21 protein-coding genes and 1 tRNA gene are annotated in these 17461 nt (G+C 66.8%); 3 read left to right on the forward strand and 19 right to left on the reverse strand.

Annotation, left to right across the window (positions count from 1 at the left end; translation table 11 throughout):
* Window positions 1-6: 6 nt before the first annotated feature.
* Window positions 7-447 carry a cupin domain-containing protein gene (locus AC5Y4C_RS08785; protein ID WP_499961638.1) on the reverse strand — a complete coding sequence of 147 codons (441 nt, stop codon included), beginning with the start codon at window positions 445-447 and terminating at the stop codon, window positions 7-9.
* A 44-nt stretch (window positions 448-491) separates the two neighbouring features.
* On the opposite strand from AC5Y4C_RS08785, the gene AC5Y4C_RS08790 reads away from it, so the two are divergent.
* Entirely contained in the window at window positions 492-914 is a 423-nt protein-coding gene (locus AC5Y4C_RS08790; RefSeq protein ID WP_499961640.1) for a hypothetical protein, read from the forward strand.
* A gap of 16 nt (window positions 915-930) precedes the next feature.
* Here AC5Y4C_RS08790 and AC5Y4C_RS08795 read toward each other — a convergent pair whose 3' ends face one another.
* Genes AC5Y4C_RS08795 through AC5Y4C_RS08815 form a run of 5 tightly spaced genes read right to left on the reverse strand, consistent with a single transcriptional unit; the run spans window position 931 to window position 5468 of the window.
* Window positions 931-1725 carry an adenylate/guanylate cyclase domain-containing protein gene (locus tag AC5Y4C_RS08795; protein ID WP_499961641.1) on the reverse strand — a complete coding sequence of 265 codons (795 nt, stop codon included), beginning with the start codon at window positions 1723-1725 and terminating at the stop codon, window positions 931-933.
* A 2-nt stretch (window positions 1726-1727) separates the two neighbouring features.
* Window positions 1728-3062, reverse strand: a complete 1335-nt coding sequence (locus AC5Y4C_RS08800) for a hypothetical protein (protein ID WP_499961642.1) — start codon at window positions 3060-3062, stop codon at window positions 1728-1730.
* Complete coding sequence (locus tag AC5Y4C_RS08805) at window positions 3059-3451, reverse strand: hypothetical protein (RefSeq protein WP_499906625.1); 393 nt, start codon at window positions 3449-3451, stop codon at window positions 3059-3061. The genes AC5Y4C_RS08800 and AC5Y4C_RS08805 overlap by 4 nt, the downstream gene beginning before the upstream one ends.
* Window positions 3448-3603 (reverse strand): hypothetical protein, encoded by a 156-nt coding sequence (locus AC5Y4C_RS08810; protein ID WP_499906622.1) that lies wholly within the window; start codon window positions 3601-3603, stop codon window positions 3448-3450. Before AC5Y4C_RS08810 ends, AC5Y4C_RS08805 begins: the two co-directional genes overlap by 4 nt.
* Complete coding sequence (locus tag AC5Y4C_RS08815; RefSeq protein ID WP_499961644.1) at window positions 3600-5468, reverse strand: hypothetical protein; 1869 nt, start codon at window positions 5466-5468, stop codon at window positions 3600-3602. Before AC5Y4C_RS08815 ends, AC5Y4C_RS08810 begins: the two co-directional genes overlap by 4 nt.
* Before the next feature lie 135 nt (window positions 5469-5603).
* Between AC5Y4C_RS08815 and AC5Y4C_RS08820 the strand changes: the two genes are divergently transcribed.
* Window positions 5604-6290, forward strand: a complete 687-nt coding sequence (locus tag AC5Y4C_RS08820; RefSeq protein WP_499906617.1) for a GAF and ANTAR domain-containing protein — start codon at window positions 5604-5606, stop codon at window positions 6288-6290.
* A 425-nt stretch (window positions 6291-6715) separates the two neighbouring features.
* Here the strand turns inward: AC5Y4C_RS08820 and AC5Y4C_RS08825 are convergent, their stop codons facing one another.
* The 10 genes from AC5Y4C_RS08825 to AC5Y4C_RS08870 all read right to left on the reverse strand — a co-directional run bounded on the left by AC5Y4C_RS08825 (window position 6716) and on the right by AC5Y4C_RS08870 (window position 14129).
* Complete coding sequence (locus AC5Y4C_RS08825; RefSeq protein WP_499961646.1) at window positions 6716-7246, reverse strand: hypothetical protein; 531 nt, start codon at window positions 7244-7246, stop codon at window positions 6716-6718.
* Window positions 7247-8245: 999 nt separating this feature from the next.
* Window positions 8246-8321, reverse strand: a tRNA-Arg gene (locus tag AC5Y4C_RS08830).
* A gap of 29 nt (window positions 8322-8350) precedes the next feature.
* Window positions 8351-9169: an LLM class F420-dependent oxidoreductase gene (locus AC5Y4C_RS08835; RefSeq protein WP_499961647.1), complete on the reverse strand. Its 819-nt coding sequence runs from the start codon at window positions 9167-9169 to the stop codon at window positions 8351-8353.
* A gap of 29 nt (window positions 9170-9198) precedes the next feature.
* Entirely contained in the window at window positions 9199-9375 is a 177-nt protein-coding gene (locus AC5Y4C_RS08840; RefSeq protein ID WP_499906609.1) for a hypothetical protein, read from the reverse strand.
* An 8-nt stretch (window positions 9376-9383) separates the two neighbouring features.
* Window positions 9384-9620, reverse strand: a complete 237-nt coding sequence (locus tag AC5Y4C_RS08845; protein ID WP_499961649.1) for an ANTAR domain-containing protein — start codon at window positions 9618-9620, stop codon at window positions 9384-9386.
* Window positions 9621-9714: 94 nt separating this feature from the next.
* Entirely contained in the window at window positions 9715-10266 is a 552-nt protein-coding gene (locus AC5Y4C_RS08850) for a YceI family protein (RefSeq protein ID WP_499961650.1), read from the reverse strand.
* Entirely contained in the window at window positions 10263-11516 is a 1254-nt protein-coding gene (locus tag AC5Y4C_RS08855) for a S1C family serine protease (protein WP_499906603.1), read from the reverse strand. Before AC5Y4C_RS08855 ends, AC5Y4C_RS08850 begins: the two co-directional genes overlap by 4 nt.
* Window positions 11517-11556: 40 nt before the next feature.
* Window positions 11557-13206, reverse strand: a complete 1650-nt coding sequence (locus AC5Y4C_RS08860; protein WP_499961652.1) for an LCP family protein — start codon at window positions 13204-13206, stop codon at window positions 11557-11559.
* Window positions 13207-13336: 130 nt separating this feature from the next.
* Entirely contained in the window at window positions 13337-13783 is a 447-nt protein-coding gene (locus AC5Y4C_RS08865; RefSeq protein WP_499906599.1) for a TetR/AcrR family transcriptional regulator, read from the reverse strand.
* Window positions 13784-13826: 43 nt separating this feature from the next.
* On the reverse strand, window positions 13827-14129 hold the full coding sequence (locus AC5Y4C_RS08870; RefSeq protein WP_499961653.1) for a DUF4333 domain-containing protein: 303 nt from the start codon (window positions 14127-14129) through the stop codon (window positions 13827-13829).
* A 129-nt stretch (window positions 14130-14258) separates the two neighbouring features.
* On the opposite strand from AC5Y4C_RS08870, the gene AC5Y4C_RS08875 reads away from it, so the two are divergent.
* Window positions 14259-15353 (forward strand): glutamate--cysteine ligase, encoded by a 1095-nt coding sequence (locus tag AC5Y4C_RS08875; RefSeq protein ID WP_499961655.1) that lies wholly within the window; start codon window positions 14259-14261, stop codon window positions 15351-15353.
* Here the strand turns inward: AC5Y4C_RS08875 and AC5Y4C_RS08880 are convergent.
* Genes AC5Y4C_RS08880 through AC5Y4C_RS08890 form a run of 3 tightly spaced genes read right to left on the reverse strand, consistent with a single transcriptional unit; the run spans window position 15346 to window position 17431 of the window.
* On the reverse strand, window positions 15346-16041 hold the full coding sequence (locus AC5Y4C_RS08880; protein ID WP_499906593.1) for an anti-sigma factor: 696 nt from the start codon (window positions 16039-16041) through the stop codon (window positions 15346-15348). The two genes, AC5Y4C_RS08875 and AC5Y4C_RS08880, sit on opposite strands and share 8 nt — an antisense overlap.
* Window positions 16038-16601, reverse strand: a complete 564-nt coding sequence (gene sigK / locus AC5Y4C_RS08885; RefSeq protein WP_499907446.1) for an ECF RNA polymerase sigma factor SigK — start codon at window positions 16599-16601, stop codon at window positions 16038-16040. Before sigK ends, AC5Y4C_RS08880 begins: the two co-directional genes overlap by 4 nt.
* A gap of 32 nt (window positions 16602-16633) precedes the next feature.
* A complete protein-coding gene (locus AC5Y4C_RS08890) occupies window positions 16634-17431 on the reverse strand; it encodes a DUF1365 domain-containing protein (protein ID WP_499961656.1) in 798 nt (265 codons plus the stop codon).
* Window positions 17432-17461: the final 30 nt, after the last annotated feature.

Consider the following 17461-nt stretch of genomic DNA (forward strand, 5'->3'; position numbering starts at 1 on the left):
GTAACGCTACTCCGCGGCCAACGCGAAATCCGCGTAGTCGAAGCCCGGCACCACCACGCAACTGACGAGGCTGGGCTGGTCGTCGCGGGGCCGTGCCCGCTGCCAATATCCCGGCGGCACCAGCACTTGCGGCTCTTCGCCCGCGTCCAGGTCAGAACCGAGCAGATGCGTTGTGGCCGTTGCTTGTTCACGGCCCACATCCAGCAGCAGCGGGCTGCCGCGATGGAACATCCACAACTCCGCGCTGCGTACGGTGTGCCAGGCCGACTGCTGGCCGGGCAGCAGCATAAACAGGATCGCGGTGCCGGCACTGCGCGGGCCGGCGTAATCGGGCGGGAGCGCTGATTCGGCGATCGTCAACTCGCTGCGCCACGTTTCGACGAACCAGCCGCCCTCGGGGTGCGGCGACATGTTGAGCCGTCGAGCCCAATCCGGAACCTCCGCCATGGACGTTCACAGTAGTGCCGCGTCGACGCGCTAGGGTGCCAACCATGATCCGGCTGCGTCCCGGTTGGCTGGTGGTGCTGTTCGCGGCGGTGATCGCGGTCAGCGGATGGCTGCCGTGGCGGACCACGAACGTCAGCGGGGGTGGGCATTCCAGCGCGATCGGCGGCACCGTGGGTGCGTTGTCGCCGCCGGCGAAGTTCGACGCCGGGCAGTTGATCATGCTGCTGGCCTCCGGGCTCGTCGTCGCCGGCGCGATGACCGCGCGCGAACTGTCGGCGCGCATGTCCGCCGTTGCCGCCCTTGTGCTTTCGCTGTCGATCGGCGCGATGACGGCGGTGTACTACCACCAGAAGATCCATCCGCCGGTGACCGTCGGCTACGGGTTTTACATCGCAGCGGCGGCGACGGGCGCGGCGGCGCTGTGTTCGCTATGGGCGTTGTTCTCGGCGCTTTCGTCACGCCGGTGAGCCCTGAAACCGCTTGCTAGGCGGCCACTTCCACCGGATAGAGCAGATGCGTGCCTCGGAAGCCCTTGAGTTCCACCTCGCGCGGTTCGCCGACCTCCACCTCGTCGCTGACCGCGTCGAACACCGGCTCGCTGATCAGCACTTCGCCGCCGTCGGCCTGGGCCGCGACCCGCGCCGCCATCGCGACGTTGCGGCCGAACAGGTCGTCGCCGCGTCGCACCGACTTGCCCATGTGGATGCCGATGCGCACACGAATAGCCTTGCCGGACAACCGCTTCGCCTGCTTGCGCAGCGCCTGCTGAATCGCCAGCGCGCAGTGCACCGCCTCGTCGGGGCGCGCGAACGCGACCATGAAACCGTCGCCTTGGCTTTTGACCACGTGCCCGGAGTGCTTGTCCACACACTGCCGCACCAGCTTGTCGTGGCGGGCGAGCAACCGCACCCACGCCCGGTCACCCATGCTTTCGTTGAGCGCCGTCGACTCCTCGATGTCGGAGAACAAGATCACGACGTTGCCGCCGTGCGTCAGCCGCGCAAGGTCAGGCCGCTCGACCTCGGCCCAGTCGGCGAGCTCCTCGATCGAACTGCGCACCGCCGCGCCCAGCCCGCGCTCGCGGATCAGGTTCGCCGTCTGCCACACCGTCTTGACCGCCTCGCGGCCACCGGTGATCAGCTGCTGGCGGGTGTCGACGCGCGACCTCAGTTCGTCGGCCTCGCGGCGGGTCCGCAGCAGCAGCAGTGCCAGTACCGCAAGCCCGACCGCCTCCGCGACAGCGAGGGCGGCGAGTACCCATAGCAGCGCGTCGGTCATCGCTATCCGCCGAACAACAGGTACAGGCCGGTGAACGTGTAGCCGACCATCACCAGCATCATCGCCAACTGCCCGGTCAGCTGGTGTCCCTGCGGCAGGACGCGCAGCGCTTTGTCGTGGGCGGCGATCACCGCGGCGATGTGCCCGGCCACCACGAATGCGACCTTGATCGTCGCCAACGCCGCCGGATGCGACGACAAGACGTACGACACCTCAGCATTGCTGAGCCACAACACATTCCAGCCGCGTCCCAGCGGATCGCCGAGCCGCACGAACGTCTCCTGTCCGCGCTCCACCAGGTAGCTGAGGTAGTGGGCGAAGATGTAGCCGACGACGATCGGGATCAGCGAGTGGGCCATCTGGCCGGGCAACGCCAGCCGTTGGCGGCGGTCCACGCCGCCGGTAGCGCAGGCCGCCGCCGAGAACGTCAGCGCCACAACCGCTGCGAACACCAGCAGTCCGCATGTCTTGACCAACGTTGCCGTCAGCACCGACCCACCGGACAGGTCGTCGACGAAGTTGCGCCAGCCCGGCGTGGCGGAGAAGCTGTCGAACGCCGTCGACCCGAGCAGCACCGAGAGCACAACGACCACACCGGGACGCACCGGCAGCGACGGCAGGTGGTCGAACGGGTTGCCCACCACGATGCGCCCCGTGTCGCGATTGCGGCGAAACGGCGAAAGTCTCGATGCCACAACGCTGTACACCTCGAACGGATCGGCCCGGGCGAACCAGCGCTCACCCCAGATCTCCGCACCGATGATCATCGCGACGGCGTACACCAGCAGCCACAGCTTGATTCCGTGCAGCGAGCCGGGATCGGGGCTGGCCAGCTCCAGCCAGACGAACGCGAACAAGCCGAACGCGGCCGGGAAGTAGCCGAGCCGATCCGGATAGCGGGCATGGCGGAATCCGAAGAGCTGCACGGTGTGATACACCGTGCGCATCGGCGAGATCACCCGCCACACCGGGCCAAACACCAGCGACACCGCGACGACTCCCACCCACAGCAGCACGTAGAACACTCCGGGCAGAGCGTTGCGGTTGTTCTGCGGGCCGTAGATGCCGCCGATCACCACCCACACCGTGAACACGAATACGACGCCCGCCGCCACCCAACGCGTCAACCGGGCATCAACTACGCGGGTCACCCAATCCGGAAGCGCGCGACCGGGTTTGGCCGGGTCGAACCGCGGCTTGCGCCACGCGAACGCCACGACTGCGAACGTGAACGTCAACGCCCAAGCGGCACCCACCAAGGCGAAGCCGAGCGGTACGGGCAGGTCGGTAGAGCCGCCGAGCCCATGTGCGAGCACGGCCTGATGGTCGGGCGTCACTGCTGAACTTGGATGGTGGCGATGGTGCGGTCCAGCTTGTGCAGCTCCACCTCGACCTGACCCGGGACGTCGACGCTGAACTGGAACGTCTGATTCGGCTTCGCGTCGACGTGGAACGTGTGGTCGGGCACGGAGTGCACGTGCAGCTCGTCAGCCGCATCACTGTTCACCTGCACCCGAATCGGCTGTCCCACTTTGGCTTTGAGCTGGGCGTTGGTGGGCGTGACGGTGCCCTTGTTGATCGTGACGTCGACGACCAGGCTGGGTGCGGCCTGCTGCGGTGACGGCGGTGGCAACGCCGACGAACTCGGCTCACTGCTCTTCGATCCCCCGCACGCGGTGACGAGTGCGAGGGTGGTCATCAGGGCGGCGACGACTCGTGGCGTCATTCCGACTTCTCGTTCCTTTCCGAGGTGTTCTCAGGAGTTCGCCTGTCGCGCACGGCAACCCAGACGATCACCGCGACGACGGCGATCGCCGGCACGAATGCGGGCACAGCGAGGATCAGCGCATGGTGAGCGAGAACCTGCTGCACCGTCACGCCTGCGCTTTGGGTCGGTCCTCGACGTCCGCGGTTGTCTCGAATTCGCTGTTGTTGATCCGGCCGGTACCCCAGGTGAGCGCGGCGATCAGCGTCAGCGTGCAGGCCAGCACCACCAGGCAGCCGGCGAACCACAACCACGTCGGGGTGTCGGGTGTGCGTTCACGCTGCAAAATGGTGATCTCCGGCTGGAACTTCGCCACACCGACGATCGTCGGCGAGTTCAGCTGGTTGGCCGAAATGCCTTCCACCGGTTTGCCGATTCCTGGGTCTGCCGCCAGATAGATCGGCACGCCCGCCATCTTCTTACCGTCCTGGATGCGCAACAGCGTCTTCCATGACCCGTACACCGGAACGGGCTGGTTCGAGCGATAATGGCCCGGCCCCAGGCGTTGCAGGCGATCGATGACGATGCCGCGGTCGTTCTCCATCTTGCCCTGCCACGACAGCAGCGAGACCCACTCGGGGTCGGCGCCGACGAGGTCGGGTGGGCTGATCCGCACGTCCGCGTCCATCATCTTGTGACCGTCGACGTTGCTGGCCTCGGTGAGCTTGATCGTGGCGAGCACGTTCGGGTCGGGGACGTGGTACTGCAGCCCGTTGGCGGTCGCTCCGCCGATGACGACGACGGCGGCGGCGACGAGCCCGATCCCGATGGGCCGCGACGGCAGCCGCTGGCCGGTGAACACCATGCCCAGCATCGCGCCGCAGACACCGACCAAGATGGCCACGGGGACCGCCATCGCGAGCGCCTCCGGCCACATGCTCGTCGGCCAGGGATACGGGTACACCGAGCCGATCCACAGCGACTCCAGCCAGAGGCCGACGGTGGCGATACCCAGACCGCTCACGGCGCCGAACAGCAGCGGGCGCTTGAGCAACGGTGTCAGTGCCAGCAGTTCGACGACGATCGCGGGTCCGAGGTAGAGCGGGAACCAGTTGATCGGCGCGCCGAGGATGGGACCGACCACCAAGGAGACGGCACCGCGCAAACCGATGGCGAACAACGCGGCCAGGATCGCGGCGCCGCGGCCCATCATCATTCGGGCGGCGACCAGACCCAGCGATGCGGCGGCGGCGATGAGCATCGGCTGGAAGACCAACCGGAACTGCGGCACGCCGAAGTCGAACTCGATCTGGTACACCGACATGCCGATGACGATGCCGCCGAAGCCCAGGTACTGAACGGCCTTGAGCCCCAGCCCCTCCTCGGGGGGATTGTCGCGGGTGGCCATCCGGCCCTCGTACTCGAGCAGCAACGCGGCGATGGTGGAGAACCCGGCACCGCCGATCATCATGAGATGGGTTGGGCCCCATAGGGTTACGTCTTGGCCGAAGATGCGGTGCCAGATGTCGTCGAGCGGGAAGCCGAGCAGCGCGTACATGCCGCAGCCGGCCATCAACACGCCGCCGACGGGGGCGTACCAATTGCGCGTGATCCTCACAGCAGCCGGACCGGGTTTGTCGTAGGGCAGCACTACCGCCAGCATCCCGGCCACGAACAGCAAGAAGAGGCCGAAGAGGATGAAGTAGTGCGCTGGGTTGGCCAGCGGCCCGGCGTCGCGGCCGTTGCCGATATGCCAGCTGACGTCCCAGATGAAGCCGAACAGTGCACAGATGATGGTCGTGATGAACAACGCGATCGGCAACGCGACCCATGGCGGGCGCTTGAACCGACGGCCGAAAGCGTCGGCTAGCCGAGTAAGCCAGGTGATTTTGCGCGTACGGTGCATGTAGCCGATCCACAGCAGAACTGCGAACACGACGGCCGCGCCGACGCTCAAACCGATGACCTGGTCGAGGGCAGCACCGCCGCCCTCGGAGGTTGCAGCAAGTATCGACATGTCCATTGACTCCCCGTTCATTGCCACACCGACGAGTATGGCTTACCAAGTACCGCCGGTAACAGGTCTTGAAACCACTTCACAGCGGACGGATCGTGTGCGAGTGCTGATTAGCGGGCGCGTAAATTAAGCGGAAACGAGGCACGAAGGACAGCAATGATCGAGCAAGATGGGCGGACGCTGGCCACGAAGATGGCCGAGCTGGCCCGCCGGGTCGCGGTGCCCAGCAGCGTCGAAGACGTTCTGTCCGGCGTGACGGCCACGGCGATCGAAACCATTCCGGGAGTCGACGCCGCCGGCGTCCTGATCGTCACCAAGGGCGGCAAGGTGGAATCCCACGCCGGCACCTCGCAGCTGCCGGAGGAACTCGACCGGCTGCAGGGCGAACTCGGCGAAGGGCCATGCCTGGAGGCTGCGATCAACGAGCTGATCGTGCGAACCGACGACTTCAAGGAAGAACACCGGTGGCCGCGGTACTCACAGGCGGTTCTCGAGATGGGCATCCGTAGCAGCCTGTCGTTCAAGCTCTACACGAGCACCGACACCGCGGGCGCGCTGAACCTGTTCGCGTTCGAGCCGAACATGTTCGACGCTGAGGCCGAAGCGATCGGCTCGGTGCTGGCCGCACACGCCGCTGCGGCGATCCTGGCCAGCCGGCGCGGCGAGCAGCTGGAATCAGCGCTGACCAATCGCGATCTGATCGGCCAGGCCAAGGGCATCATCATGGAGCGCTACAAGGTCGACGCGGTGCGCGCCTTCGACATGCTGAGGGAGCTGTCGCAGACCAGCAACACCAAGCTGGTGGACATCGCACAGCGCGTGGTGGACACGGCGCTGGACTGATAGCCGGGCGTGGCATGTCATCAGCACCGTTGGTTCCCGCCGCGAACGAACTCGTTGAGTCGTTTTCCAGTTATGGGTTCGTCATCACGTGACCGATCGCGTCGGCCAGGCGCACCTCGAGCAAGCGGTCATCAAAACCTTTTCTGGCTCGGCATGGTGGACAAGCTCTTGGATTAAGGCTCCTCCGCGCGCGGCGTGCCGCTCACTGTTCCGGCGACAGGGTTCGACTGGTGTGGAGCGGGCGTCGATTTGCAGTGCGTGCGTGGATGGCAATAAGTCGCCCTATGGGGACTTATATGGGCTGGTATTGGCTTAGGGTTGCTTATCTCATATATTGGGTGGTGCCTGTTGCGGTGAGCTTCAGGAAGTGAACCCGGCAGCCTTCCGGACGGTGGGCGGGCCGGGTTTCGCGCATTTGGCCACGGTTAGACCTGTTTTACGGCGGCGATCACAGGCTCGATTCGCCGTTTCCAGTGGCCGCCGCGCGCCCAGCACCACGCGATCGCATCGGGCACCGCCAGCAGCACCTCGGACCTGGCTCGGTGGTGTTCATAGCGCAAGGTGTCGCGGCGCCCTTCGGCACGTGTCAGCTCGATCAGTCGCTGCCTGTCCCAATGGATGATGGAATCGTCTTGCTCAAGCACTAGTAGCGTTTGCTCGCCCGTGATGTCCCTAATCAGGGCTTGCAGGCAGGCATCCCGTGCGCCGAGCGGGTCCTTATAGCGCTGGTCGGCGTCATAGATGGTGGCGGTCACGGCCGCAGCACAAATGGCGTCGCATATTGCGCGTCGGCGCAGATCGCTTTCCTTGGCCATGTGGATTCGGGTCTGTCCGCGCAAGATGAAGCGCCGCATGGTTTTCCGCAGGTCCCCAAGTTCCGTAGCGATGTGGACGCTAGCAACCAGTACGTAGCCACGCTGTTTGGTTTCGTCGACGTAGATGTGGCGAACGGTCACGACATGCTCCGAGCACCCAGGAGCGTCGCCGCCGCGCGGTTTGACTGGCTTATGGTGGTGGGCCGGTCATGGAAATGGTGCGCTTCTACCTTCACATACCTTCACACCGATTCTCGACGTGGAATCGCCCTGTTCACAGGTTCCGGGGAATGACCGTGTTCGCGCGAGCGATGGGATGTGTCGATGCGCATGCTCGGAGACGTTAACGAGCGGGCATGCAGACACCCCGTGATCAGCGCGCGTTGTTGGGTCAGCTGTAGAGCACCTACATCCGCGGCGCGGGCGCCATTCGACTGGCTACTGATCTATCAGACGCTAGTTGTTGCGGCCGACCGCCGCGGGAAGCTCGGCGACGACATCGCCGAGCTGGGAGACGCCGTGCACCAAGCATTCCTCGCCGATTTGGCTACCGTCGACGATGTTTACAGGTACACGACGCGCGCTCCAGAGGACATACCAAGTGGGTAGGCCACCGAAGATTGATCCGTTCAAGCCGATCCATAAAGGCTCTCACTCTGCCAGAGGGCTCGAAGTCGGACTGCCTTCGATCCGTTCGGGTACGTCTCGTCGACGTCGATGCCAACGCTGGTCAGGATAAAGTCCCGGAAGGTAGCGTTGGAAAAGTCGAGCACATAACCGCTTCTCATACCAAACAGATGTTCAAGTTTTTGCTTTGTCGAGTTATTCAGGCTGGCCATTGTGACTAAGAGTCCTCTTAACTATTCTCTTCCTGTCTTTCAGCACTCGCGATAGCTGAGCGCCAAGCACCCTTTTCATTCGGTACATCGAACAGGGATAACTATGTTGTCAATAGAGCAACCAAAGTGTGTACCGATCGCCAGGGACCCTACCGAGATTAAAACTCGTTTACAGCGGTCAGTACGTGGAAAGTAAGTCTATGCCGTGCCGCAGACATGTACCGATAGACATGCGAGAGGCCGGCACTTCCTGTGCCGACCTCTGTATTTGCAGCTCTGTATCGAACGTGCGTTCGAATCATGGTGCCCCCGGCAAGATTCGAACTTGCGACACCGGCTTTAGGAGAGCCGTGCTCTATCCCCTGAGCTACGAGGGCCGATCGGCTCGCAGCTTACCGGCCCGGCGTCAGCGCAACTCCGCAATCACCTTCGAGAACGCCTCCGCGTGGTGCTCCTGCACGGTGAAGTACGTCAGCGAGTAGGTGTCGCGGTACCGCCGCAGCGTGTCGGCGATGTCGCGCGCCGTCCCCGCCAGCACACCGGGCAGCTTCCGCAGCTCATCGTCGGACAGCTCCGGCGAATACCTGCGGGCCAGCCGCAGGTCCGGTGCCCCGCTCGAGTCGCGCGGTACCGCGATGATCGCCAGATTGCACTCGATGTCGTCGAACCGGTCGCCGGCCACCCCGCGCACGAACTCGACGCGCTCGCCGAGCGGATCCGCCGCCATCCCGCCCGGCCGGCCACCGGCGATGCCGATGACGTGGGCGTGGTGCGCCGCGATCGTCAGCACCCGGTCTCCCGCGCCGGCAATCAGCAACGGCACATCGGGCAGGTGCTCACGCATGTAGGCCGTCATGTGCGCCAGGTAGTCGACCCGCTGCCCGGCAGTCGGAAACGGCAACTCGGCGGCCTCGAACTCTTCGCGGACGTATCCGGTGCCCAGCCCGAGTTCGAATCGGCCGTCGCTGAGCATGTCTACGGCGGCGGCGTCGCGGGCGAGCAGCGCGGGTTTGTAGAACCCGGCGTTCAGCACGAACGTGCCGAGCCGGATCGTCGTCACCTCGGCCGCCGAGACCAGCGCGGGAAACGGAGCCGGCGCACCCAGATGATCTGGCACCTGAAGGATGTCGTAGCCGAGGTCTTCGGCGCGGCGGGCGGTCTCCTGCCACGCCGACCGCGAGCCCTTCGGCAACAACCCGATGCCGAACCGGAAGTCTTTGGCCATCGACAGCGATGCTATGCGAGCACCGCCTGTCAGCCGCGCGGCGACTCCGAAGGCGGCTTGCAGCACAACGCCAGCAGCGCGATGTGGGCGCCCGGGGCGTCCTGCGGATAGCCGGACCGCATCCACTGCGCCGCCTTGCCGACCGGCGCCAACGGTCTGGCAATCATCCGTGCGGGTGCCGCCAGATACTCCGCTGTCTTGCTCATCGGTCTGTTCATCCTGCTTGCCCAGCTGCGTCGGTGGTCTCCAGAAGATGTCCCCATTGTCGGCGCGCGACCGCCATTGCGCCAGGGTGTGACGGCTCGCGGCCTTCGGCGAGCTCGACCAGCGCCTGCGCGACCCGCAGCGCCGGCACCACGTACTGCCGCGACGTCGCGACGATCTCGTCGAAGGCCTCTTCGACCGGGCACCGCCGCAGCGCCAGAAGCACGCCTTCGGCCCGATGCAGCATCGGAGCGTCGGCCGCTCGATCAATGGGTCGTCGATGCGACGTGCTGATCATGACGGTGTATTCCCGCGCGCTGGAGCCGGTAAAACCGATGGGCTCAAGCGTTTTTGGCGCGGCTGGCGGTGAATGCGACCGTCACCTCGTCGGCCACCTTCAGCGTGCCCATGAACAGCGAGTACGGCTTGACGCCGAAGTCGGTTTGGCGCAGCTGCACTTGGGCCGACATCTGCCATGCGTCGCCGAGATCCGCCACGCCGACGTCGACGGTCTGCGGGCGCGCGGTGCCGTGGATCTCCACGGTCCCGGTGAGGCGGTAGCCGTCGGGTGTCGTGGCGACGTCCTCGGACCGAAATGTGATCGTCGGGAACCGGTCGCGCTCGAGTGACTTGAACGCGTTCGAGCGGACGACGGCCTTCTCTGGTCCGGACAGCGGCGTCACCCCGCCTTCGCCGCGCAGCACCTCGAGCGAGTCGACGTCGACGTCCAGCTGGACGGCGGTGGGCTGGTCGCCCGTCCAGGTGACGGTGCCCCGCCAACTGGTCATCGCGATGGTCAGCCGGTGACCCATTCGCGACGCCCGCCCGGTGACACCGGTCTTGATCAGAAGCTGGCCGTCGGACGCGTCCAGCCGCCACACGTCAGCGGTCACGGCGCCGCGATGCCCAGCTTCACCTTCGTCGTCTTGGTGGCTCCCGACGGGTCGGTGTAGGTGAGCGTCACGGTGTCGCCGGGCGCCTTCGAACGCACGGCCGCCACCAACGCGTCGGCGCCGTCGATGACCCGGTCGTCGAGCTTGGTGACCACCGCGCCGACGGGAAGGCCCGCCGAGGCTGCGGAGCCGCCGCTGACCACCTCGACGATCCGCGCCCCATGGGTGTCGGCGTTGCTGGTGACCCGCACACCCAGCGACGCGCGCGACGCCTTACCGGTGGTGATGAGCTGGTCGGCGATGCGCTTGGCCTGGTCCACCGGGATTGCGAAGCCCAGCCCGATCGACCCGGCCTTCGCGTCGGCGCTCGACGTGTCGCCGATGGTCGCGATCGCCGAGTTCACGCCGATGAGGTCGCCGTTCATGTTCACCAGCGCCCCGCCCGAATTGCCGGGGTTGATCGCCGCGTCGGTCTGGATCGCGTCGAGCACGGTGTTCTGGTTGTCCGCGTCACCCACCGTCGACACCGGCCGGTTCAGCGCGCTGATGATGCCCGCCGTCACGGTGCTGTTGAGCCCGAGCGGCGACCCGACTGCCACCACGCTCTGGCCCACCCGAAGGTCCGCCGACGAGCCCAGGGTGATCGGGGTCAGTCCGGTCATGTTCTTTGCGCGCACGACCGCGATGTCACTGGTCGGGTCTGCGCCGACGATCGTGAACGGCGCAGTACGGCCGTCGTTGAAGGTGGCGGTGGTGTCGGCGCCGGCGCGTCCGCTCGGTGCTGCACCCGGGACCGACACGACGTGGTTGTTGGTCAGGATCAGGCCGTTGGGGTCGAGGATGATTCCGGACCCCTCGGCGAACGCATTGCCGAGCTTGGTCTCGAGCTTCACCACGCTGGGCACCACCTTGGCCGCCACCTGCTCCACCGACCCGGCCTGCAAGCGGGCCGGCGGCTGGCCGCTGTTGGTGGCGGTGGTCATCGTGCTCAGCCGCGAATGCGGCGACGAGACCGTCAATGCCACACCGCCTCCGATCGCGGCCGAAATGACCGACAGCACAACCGCTCCCGCGAAGATCAGGCCTGCGCGGGACCGCTTCGGAGGGGCCGGCTGGGCCGGTGGCAACACCGCGGTGTACGGATAGGCCGCGCGCTGCGGCGGATACGTCGGATGGCCGTACGGCTGCTGATAACGCGTGCGCGGATCCGGGTATGGCGGGCGCTGCGGGTACCGCGGGTCGTAGGTCATCTCGTGCGTCCTCTTCGTCTGCCTGGCCGCGCGCCGCCGGTCACTTCACACACGGCGCTTGGTCGTTGGTCATGCGGGTGAGGTCGGTGGGTGCGGGAGTTCGGGGCCCGGCCGCCGTGGCCGACACCGTGGCGACGGTACTGGTCGGCGATGTCGTGCTGGTGGCGGTTGTGGTGCTTTCTGTGCTTGCGGTGCTTCCTGATTCACTGTTTATCAGGTAATCGGCGCTGGGGAAGTCCGTGCCCACGGTCAGCTGCACCGTGTCGCGGGCCAGGCTGCTCGACGGGGTTGCGGTCAGGTTGAGCTGACGGGCCAGCGCCTCGGCCGCCGGCCCGGCGCCCGGCCCGTAGGTGATGGTGCTCTCGTCGCTGACGCTGTCGGCCGTCGTGACTTCACCCGCGGTGAATCCGCGGTCGCTGAACGTGTTGACCAGTTTCGTGGCCAGCCCCTTGTAGTCCGAGGCGTTGACCACGTTGAGCACCACGCCGCTGGCTGCGGACAGCGCCTCATTGGCGGTCGACAGCGGCGCCGTGGTCGTGCTGCCCGTCGGCGCGGTGTTTGCGGTCGGGGCGCCGACGAGGTCGCGCACGATCGCACGGATCATCGGCACGTCGACGGTGTTGACGTCCTCGCCGGCGGAATCCTGGGTGAAGCTGCTGATCGGCAGCGTGTACAGCGAAACCCCACGGTCGGTGAACGCCGACGCGTGCTGGATGAAGCTGGAGATGTCCAGGCTCGAGTCGACGGCGATGTTTTGCCGTGCCACGTCCAGCAACCGGTGCAGGTCGCTGGGACTCGACAGCGATCCGCCGTGACGCAGTGCGTTGAGCAAGGACACAATGAACGCCTGCTGTCTACGGGTGCGGTCCAGGTCGGTGAACATCTCGTCGTTGACGTCGCGGCGCTGCCGCACGAACGCCATCGCCTGCGCGGCGTCGATCTGCTGCACCCCCTTGTGGAAGTCGGCGCCGGAGAAGTTGTCGTAGGTGTCTTCGTTCAGGCACACCGTGATCGGCTGCACCACCTGCGCGATCTGGAAGAACGCGGCCAGCGTGACCTCGATGAAGTGGTCGATCGGGATGCCGAGCAGGTTGCGCACCGTGTTGATCTGCGCCTTACGGCCGGCCTCGCGGGCCTTCTGCTCGTTTGCGGTGGGATCACCGGACGCGTCCAGCTTGTCCATCACCCGCTGATAGGCGAACCCGTAGGCCTGCTTGACCTTGCCTTTGCACTGGCAACCGGCGAGGTCGACGTAGTCGTCGCGGGGGATCGAGATCGCGGTGATGGGCGCGGTGCCGGCCGGGATGTGCACCACGATCAGCACGTTGGCGTTGTAGCCACCCGCCGTCTCGTCGCCGGCGTGCAGCGCGTCGTACATTTCCTGCGGCAACGGCCGGCCGTGCTGGTCGAGGCGGCTGTCGAGGCCCATGATCAGGATGTTCTGGTCACCGCCGGTGGAGGCGGGCGCGCCCTCGAGCGCCTGCGAGATCGTGATCCCGCCGAACAAGTTGCGGTTGCCCGCCCAGGCCATCCCGGTGATCACCACGATCACCACCGCCGCCAGCGCTGTGACCAGCTGGGCCACGACCAGCAGCGGGCGCCGCGCCGACCGGCCGGGCAACCGGTGGCGTGGCGCCGACGAGCGAGGTCGGGCTTCCCGACCCCGGAAGCGGTGCGCCGGGCTGCTCATGATTACCAGGCATTATCCCTGACCGGGAGCAACCCCGCCTGCGCCGCGTGATTCAGCGCACTTCCGTCGTCCGCGCCGCCCGGCACGACGATTCGTCAGCGGTGCGGGTTGAAGCGAAAAGGGTTGCGGCTCAAGACAAGTCGCCGGTGAGGTAATGCTGCAACGCGGGTGCCACCGCGTCGACCAGGGTATTGACGTCCATCGAGTGGATGGGTTCTGAGCGGACCGCGTAGCGCATGATCCCCAGCCCCACCACCTGCGACGCACACAGCGACGCGCGCAATTTGATCCTGTCGACGCCCAGCCGCTTCAGCAGCGGGCTGAAGACCGGTACCGTCAGGCTCTTCTCGACGATGTCCACGGTCTTGGCCAATCCCGTCGTCGCCACAGCACTGGCGGCGAACGGGCCGCCGCCCGCCAGATCCCAGGTGGTGAACAACATGAAAAGCGTTTGCCGCCCCGACTGATTCACGCTTCCGGTGACGACCCGCTCGATGAACTCCTTGGTGGACAGAGGCAGCCGTAGCAACCGTGCCACCGGATCGCCGGGTTTACGTGACGGCTGTTCGGCTCCCATCAGGCCAGAATCGCTTGTCGGAGCGGGCTCGTCAACGACCGGGTCAACGGCGCGCCTGCATGTCGAGTACGACGTTGTCGCCGTTGATGCTCTTGACGGTGACGTCCACCCGGTACGCCTGGCTTTTGACCGTCATTTCGCAGACCACTGTCGCACCGACGCTGGGGCGCAGATTGTCCGGGCACGACACGGATTCCGGCTTGCTGCCCGCCCACTCCTTGTCGCGGATCTGGTTGGCGACGTCCTCTTTGGTGACGGTCTTGGGCTCAGAAGAACAGCCGCCGACCGCGAGCAGCAAACCGGCGAGCACGCAAGAAACAATCGCTGGCGCAACCGATTTCGCCATCCCGCGCCTCCGTCTCCGATCGCCGAGTGCGCCCACTATGACACGAGCGTCCCAGAATTGTGCGCGGAACACCGCGAAAAACCGTTGGCGTCAGGTGCTTCTGCGCATCGGTGAGAGAATGCGGACACCATGGGCGAACATCCTACGATCGGCGTCGAAGAGGAATTCCTGCTCGTCGATCCCGGCACCGGCGAACCTGTGCCGCTCAACCGGGCGGTGGCCGATTACGCCGATGCGCGCGGAGTGAGGCTTCAGCTCGAACTCACCAGCTGCCAGGTCGAGACGACCTCGGGTGTTCTCGCCGGCAGCGACGAACTGTGCACCGAATTGCGCCGGTTGCGCCGCACCGCCGCCGAGGCCGCGTCGGCTGCCGGCGCGCAGTTGTTGGCCGTCGCGCTGCCGCCCTCGGTGCCCCACCACTTCCCGGTGACCGACACTCCGCGCTACCGCACCATCGGCGAGCACTTCGGAATGATTGCCCACGAACAAGGCATCTGCGGCTGTCACGTCCACGTCGCGGTGCCCGATCGCGTTGCGGCCGTCGCGGTGAGCAACTGGTTGCGACCGTGGCTGCCGCTGCTGTTGGCGCTGACCGCCAACTCCGCGATCTACCGCAACGCCCACACCGGTTACGCCAGCTGGCGCAGCGTGCTGTGGGCACGCTGGCCCAGTGCCGGGCCGCCACCGTTCTTCGAGTCGGTGGCCCACTACGAGTCGACGGTCGAGATGCTGTTGGACACCGGCGCGGTGATCGACGACGGGATGATCTATTGGGACGTGCGGCCGTCGTCGAAGTTCCCGACCATCGAGGTGCGGGTGGCCGACGTGCCGTCGACAGTCGCCGAGACGGTGCTGCTGGCGACGCTTATCCGGGCCGCGGTGATGACCGCGCTCGACGAGATCGAGCGGGGCCGCGCAGCACCGCGGGTGCCGGCCGAGACGTTGCGTGCCGCGTACTGGAAGGCCGCCCGGGACGGGCTCGACGGTTGGGCGGTGGACCTCGCCGACCGCCCGCGACCCGTGCGCACAGGCGAGCTGTTGGCCAGGTTCGTCGACCATCTGCGCCCGGCACTGGAAGAGCTCGGCGAGTATCGGCAGGTGACCGGCGAACTGCAGCGGCTGGCCGCAGAGGGCAACGGCGCGACCCGCCAGCTGCGCGCCTGGCAGCGCCGCCACGACGCGGCCGACGTGATCGCCGAGGCCGCGGCCGCGACGCTCAGCTGAGCGGCAGCTTGGCTATCACCGGGCTGGTCGGCTTGTCGGAGCCGCTGCCCGGCTCGACGGTGAAGGCGAGGGCATTCGAATGGCGCAGGTCCGGCAGCACGGCCCGGGTCGAGGGCGCGACGGCCTTTTCGTCCATCGTGCCCGCCGACGTCGGGCCCTGGTCGCCGATCAACCACATCTGATACACCGTGCCCGGCTTGGGCGGTGGCACGTTGTTCATCACCAGCACGCCGGCGTTCTTCTCCCGCGAGAACACGACCGTCGCCGTGCCGCCGCCGGGGATCGCCCCCGAGACCGTGTGCACGTCGGGTGCGGCGAACACCTGCTCGGCTGTGGACGGCTGCGGCGCCGGGCGCAGCGCGAGCCCGGCGGCCAACGCGCCAAGGCCCACCACCAGCGCCGCAGCGGCAGCGAGAAGCGTTGTGCGCCAACGAGTTTGCCTGGGACGCGAAGCGACTGCGGCCAGCACTCGGTCGCGCAGATGCGCGGGCGGCTCAACCGCCGTCGCCGCCGACAGCACGGCCAGCGTCTCCCGCACCCCGCGCACCTCGTCGTGGAATGCATCAGCGACCACGGCCGGCGCCCGGGCGACTCGATGCTCGATCCCGGCGCGTTCGTCGTCGCCGACGGCGTCGAGCGCATACGGCGTCGCCAGCTCGACGAGTTCGAAGTCGGACGGCTCGGTCATGTCACACCCAGGCAATTGCGCAGGCCGCGCAACGCGTCGCGCATCCGTGACTTGACGGTCGCAAGGTTAGTCGAAAGACGCTCGGACACTTGCGAATACGTCAATCCGCCGTAGTACGCCAGTTCGATTGCTTCGCGTTGCGGCTCGGTGAGCGCGGCCAGGCAGTCGACCACCTGACGGCGCTCGTCGCTGGAAATCGCCGCGTCGGCCACGACGTCGGCCGCCGGTTCGGCGGTGGTCGTGCCGTAGCGGACCTCGCGCTGGCTGGCGGCCTGCTCCGCCCGGACCCGGTCGACGGCCCGCCGGTGCGCGATGGTCAGCAGCCATGCCAGTGCCGAACCTGTTGCCGGGTCGAAACTGCCGGCGCTTCGCCACACCTGCAGATACACGTCATGTGTGGTTTCTTCGCTGTAGCCGGGATCCCGCAGCACCCGGCTCACCATCCCGAACACGCGAGCGCGGGTGCGGTCGTAGAACGCGGCGAACGCGTCGGCATCCTGGCGGGCCACCCGGCCCAGCAACGCGTCCAGCTCGCTGTTGCGCTGCGACGATCCGACCATCGAGCGGTAGCCTAGCGGGACCGCGAGCGTCGTCATGACGCAACGCTTTGCTCCGGCGGGTCGGTCACGTCGATGTGCACGGCGCAGGACACCGACGGTCCACTGGCGGCCATCGGCTGCCACGGCACCCGGCGCATCCCGCGCAGCCACAGCATGACGCCCTGCAGCCGCCTGGCGAACCCGGCCAGCAGCGGCGCCGCAGGTGCGACGAACTGCAGCCGCAGCAACTGTGCCACGGTCGCGGGACGGCGGGTTCCGCGCACGGTCGCGACGAACGCCGGCGCGTCGTTGCGGTACAGCGACACCTCGACGTCAAGGCGGTGGCCAGGGCGCGGCGCCCGCAGCACGTAGTGGCCGTCGACCGGGTGGAACGGGGAGCCGTACATCCGTTTGACGGCCAGCACCGGCGCGTCGGCCGACGGCAACAGATACGCGTGCCGTTCGCCGCGGGTGTTCTGCACCTCGGCGATCACGTGTCGCAGCAGCCCGGCGCGATCGTGACACCAGTAGAGGGTCAGCGGGTTGAACACGTGGCCGAGCACCCGCGGCTGCAGCAGCGCGGTGATCTGCCCGCCGGGCAGCGTCACGCCGTGGCGGGCGAGGACGGCGTCGAGACGCTGGCGCAGTGAATCGGCGTCGGAACCGGTGAAGTGGTCACGGGGGTCGAAGCGGGCGAAGGCGCGCAGCCAGCGGGGCAGGTCCGGCAGGTCGTCGACGTCGACGTACCAGCTGTAGCTGCGGTGTTCGAAGTAGTGGTTCACCGGCGCCTGCCGCAGGTGCGTGATCCTGGTCCGGTAGATGGCGGGCGTCGCTTGGCCAGTGCGCTTCACACCCGGTATTCGGACCAGGCGCCGGGCCGG

Source organism: Mycobacterium sp. NGS35 (genome assembly GCF_059812855.1).

Coding starts and splice junctions, on each gene's coding strand:
- AC5Y4C_RS08785 (WP_499961638.1), bottom strand. CDS start 447: ATGGCGGAGGTTCCGGATTGGGCTCGACGGCTCAACATGTCGCCGCAC.
- AC5Y4C_RS08790 (WP_499961640.1), top strand. CDS start 492: ATGATCCGGCTGCGTCCCGGTTGGCTGGTGGTGCTGTTCGCGGCGGTG.
- AC5Y4C_RS08795 (WP_499961641.1), bottom strand. CDS start 1,725: ATGACCGACGCGCTGCTATGGGTACTCGCCGCCCTCGCTGTCGCGGAG.
- AC5Y4C_RS08805 (WP_499906625.1), bottom strand. CDS start 3,451: ATGACGCCACGAGTCGTCGCCGCCCTGATGACCACCCTCGCACTCGTC.
- AC5Y4C_RS08815 (WP_499961644.1), bottom strand. CDS start 5,468: ATGAACGGGGAGTCAATGGACATGTCGATACTTGCTGCAACCTCCGAG.
- AC5Y4C_RS08820 (WP_499906617.1), top strand. CDS start 5,604: ATGATCGAGCAAGATGGGCGGACGCTGGCCACGAAGATGGCCGAGCTG.
- AC5Y4C_RS08835 (WP_499961647.1), bottom strand. CDS start 9,169: ATGGCCAAAGACTTCCGGTTCGGCATCGGGTTGTTGCCGAAGGGCTCG.
- AC5Y4C_RS08840 (WP_499906609.1), bottom strand. CDS start 9,375: ATGAGCAAGACAGCGGAGTATCTGGCGGCACCCGCACGGATGATTGCC.
- AC5Y4C_RS08845 (WP_499961649.1), bottom strand. CDS start 9,620: ATGCTGCATCGGGCCGAAGGCGTGCTTCTGGCGCTGCGGCGGTGCCCG.
- AC5Y4C_RS08855 (WP_499906603.1), bottom strand. CDS start 11,516: ATGACCTACGACCCGCGGTACCCGCAGCGCCCGCCATACCCGGATCCG.
- AC5Y4C_RS08860 (WP_499961652.1), bottom strand. CDS start 13,206: ATGAGCAGCCCGGCGCACCGCTTCCGGGGTCGGGAAGCCCGACCTCGC.
- AC5Y4C_RS08865 (WP_499906599.1), bottom strand. CDS start 13,783: ATGGGAGCCGAACAGCCGTCACGTAAACCCGGCGATCCGGTGGCACGG.
- AC5Y4C_RS08870 (WP_499961653.1), bottom strand. CDS start 14,129: ATGGCGAAATCGGTTGCGCCAGCGATTGTTTCTTGCGTGCTCGCCGGT.
- AC5Y4C_RS08875 (WP_499961655.1), top strand. CDS start 14,259: ATGGGCGAACATCCTACGATCGGCGTCGAAGAGGAATTCCTGCTCGTC.
- AC5Y4C_RS08880 (WP_499906593.1), bottom strand. CDS start 16,041: ATGACCGAGCCGTCCGACTTCGAACTCGTCGAGCTGGCGACGCCGTAT.
- sigK (WP_499907446.1), bottom strand. CDS start 16,601: ATGGTCGGATCGTCGCAGCGCAACAGCGAGCTGGACGCGTTGCTGGGC.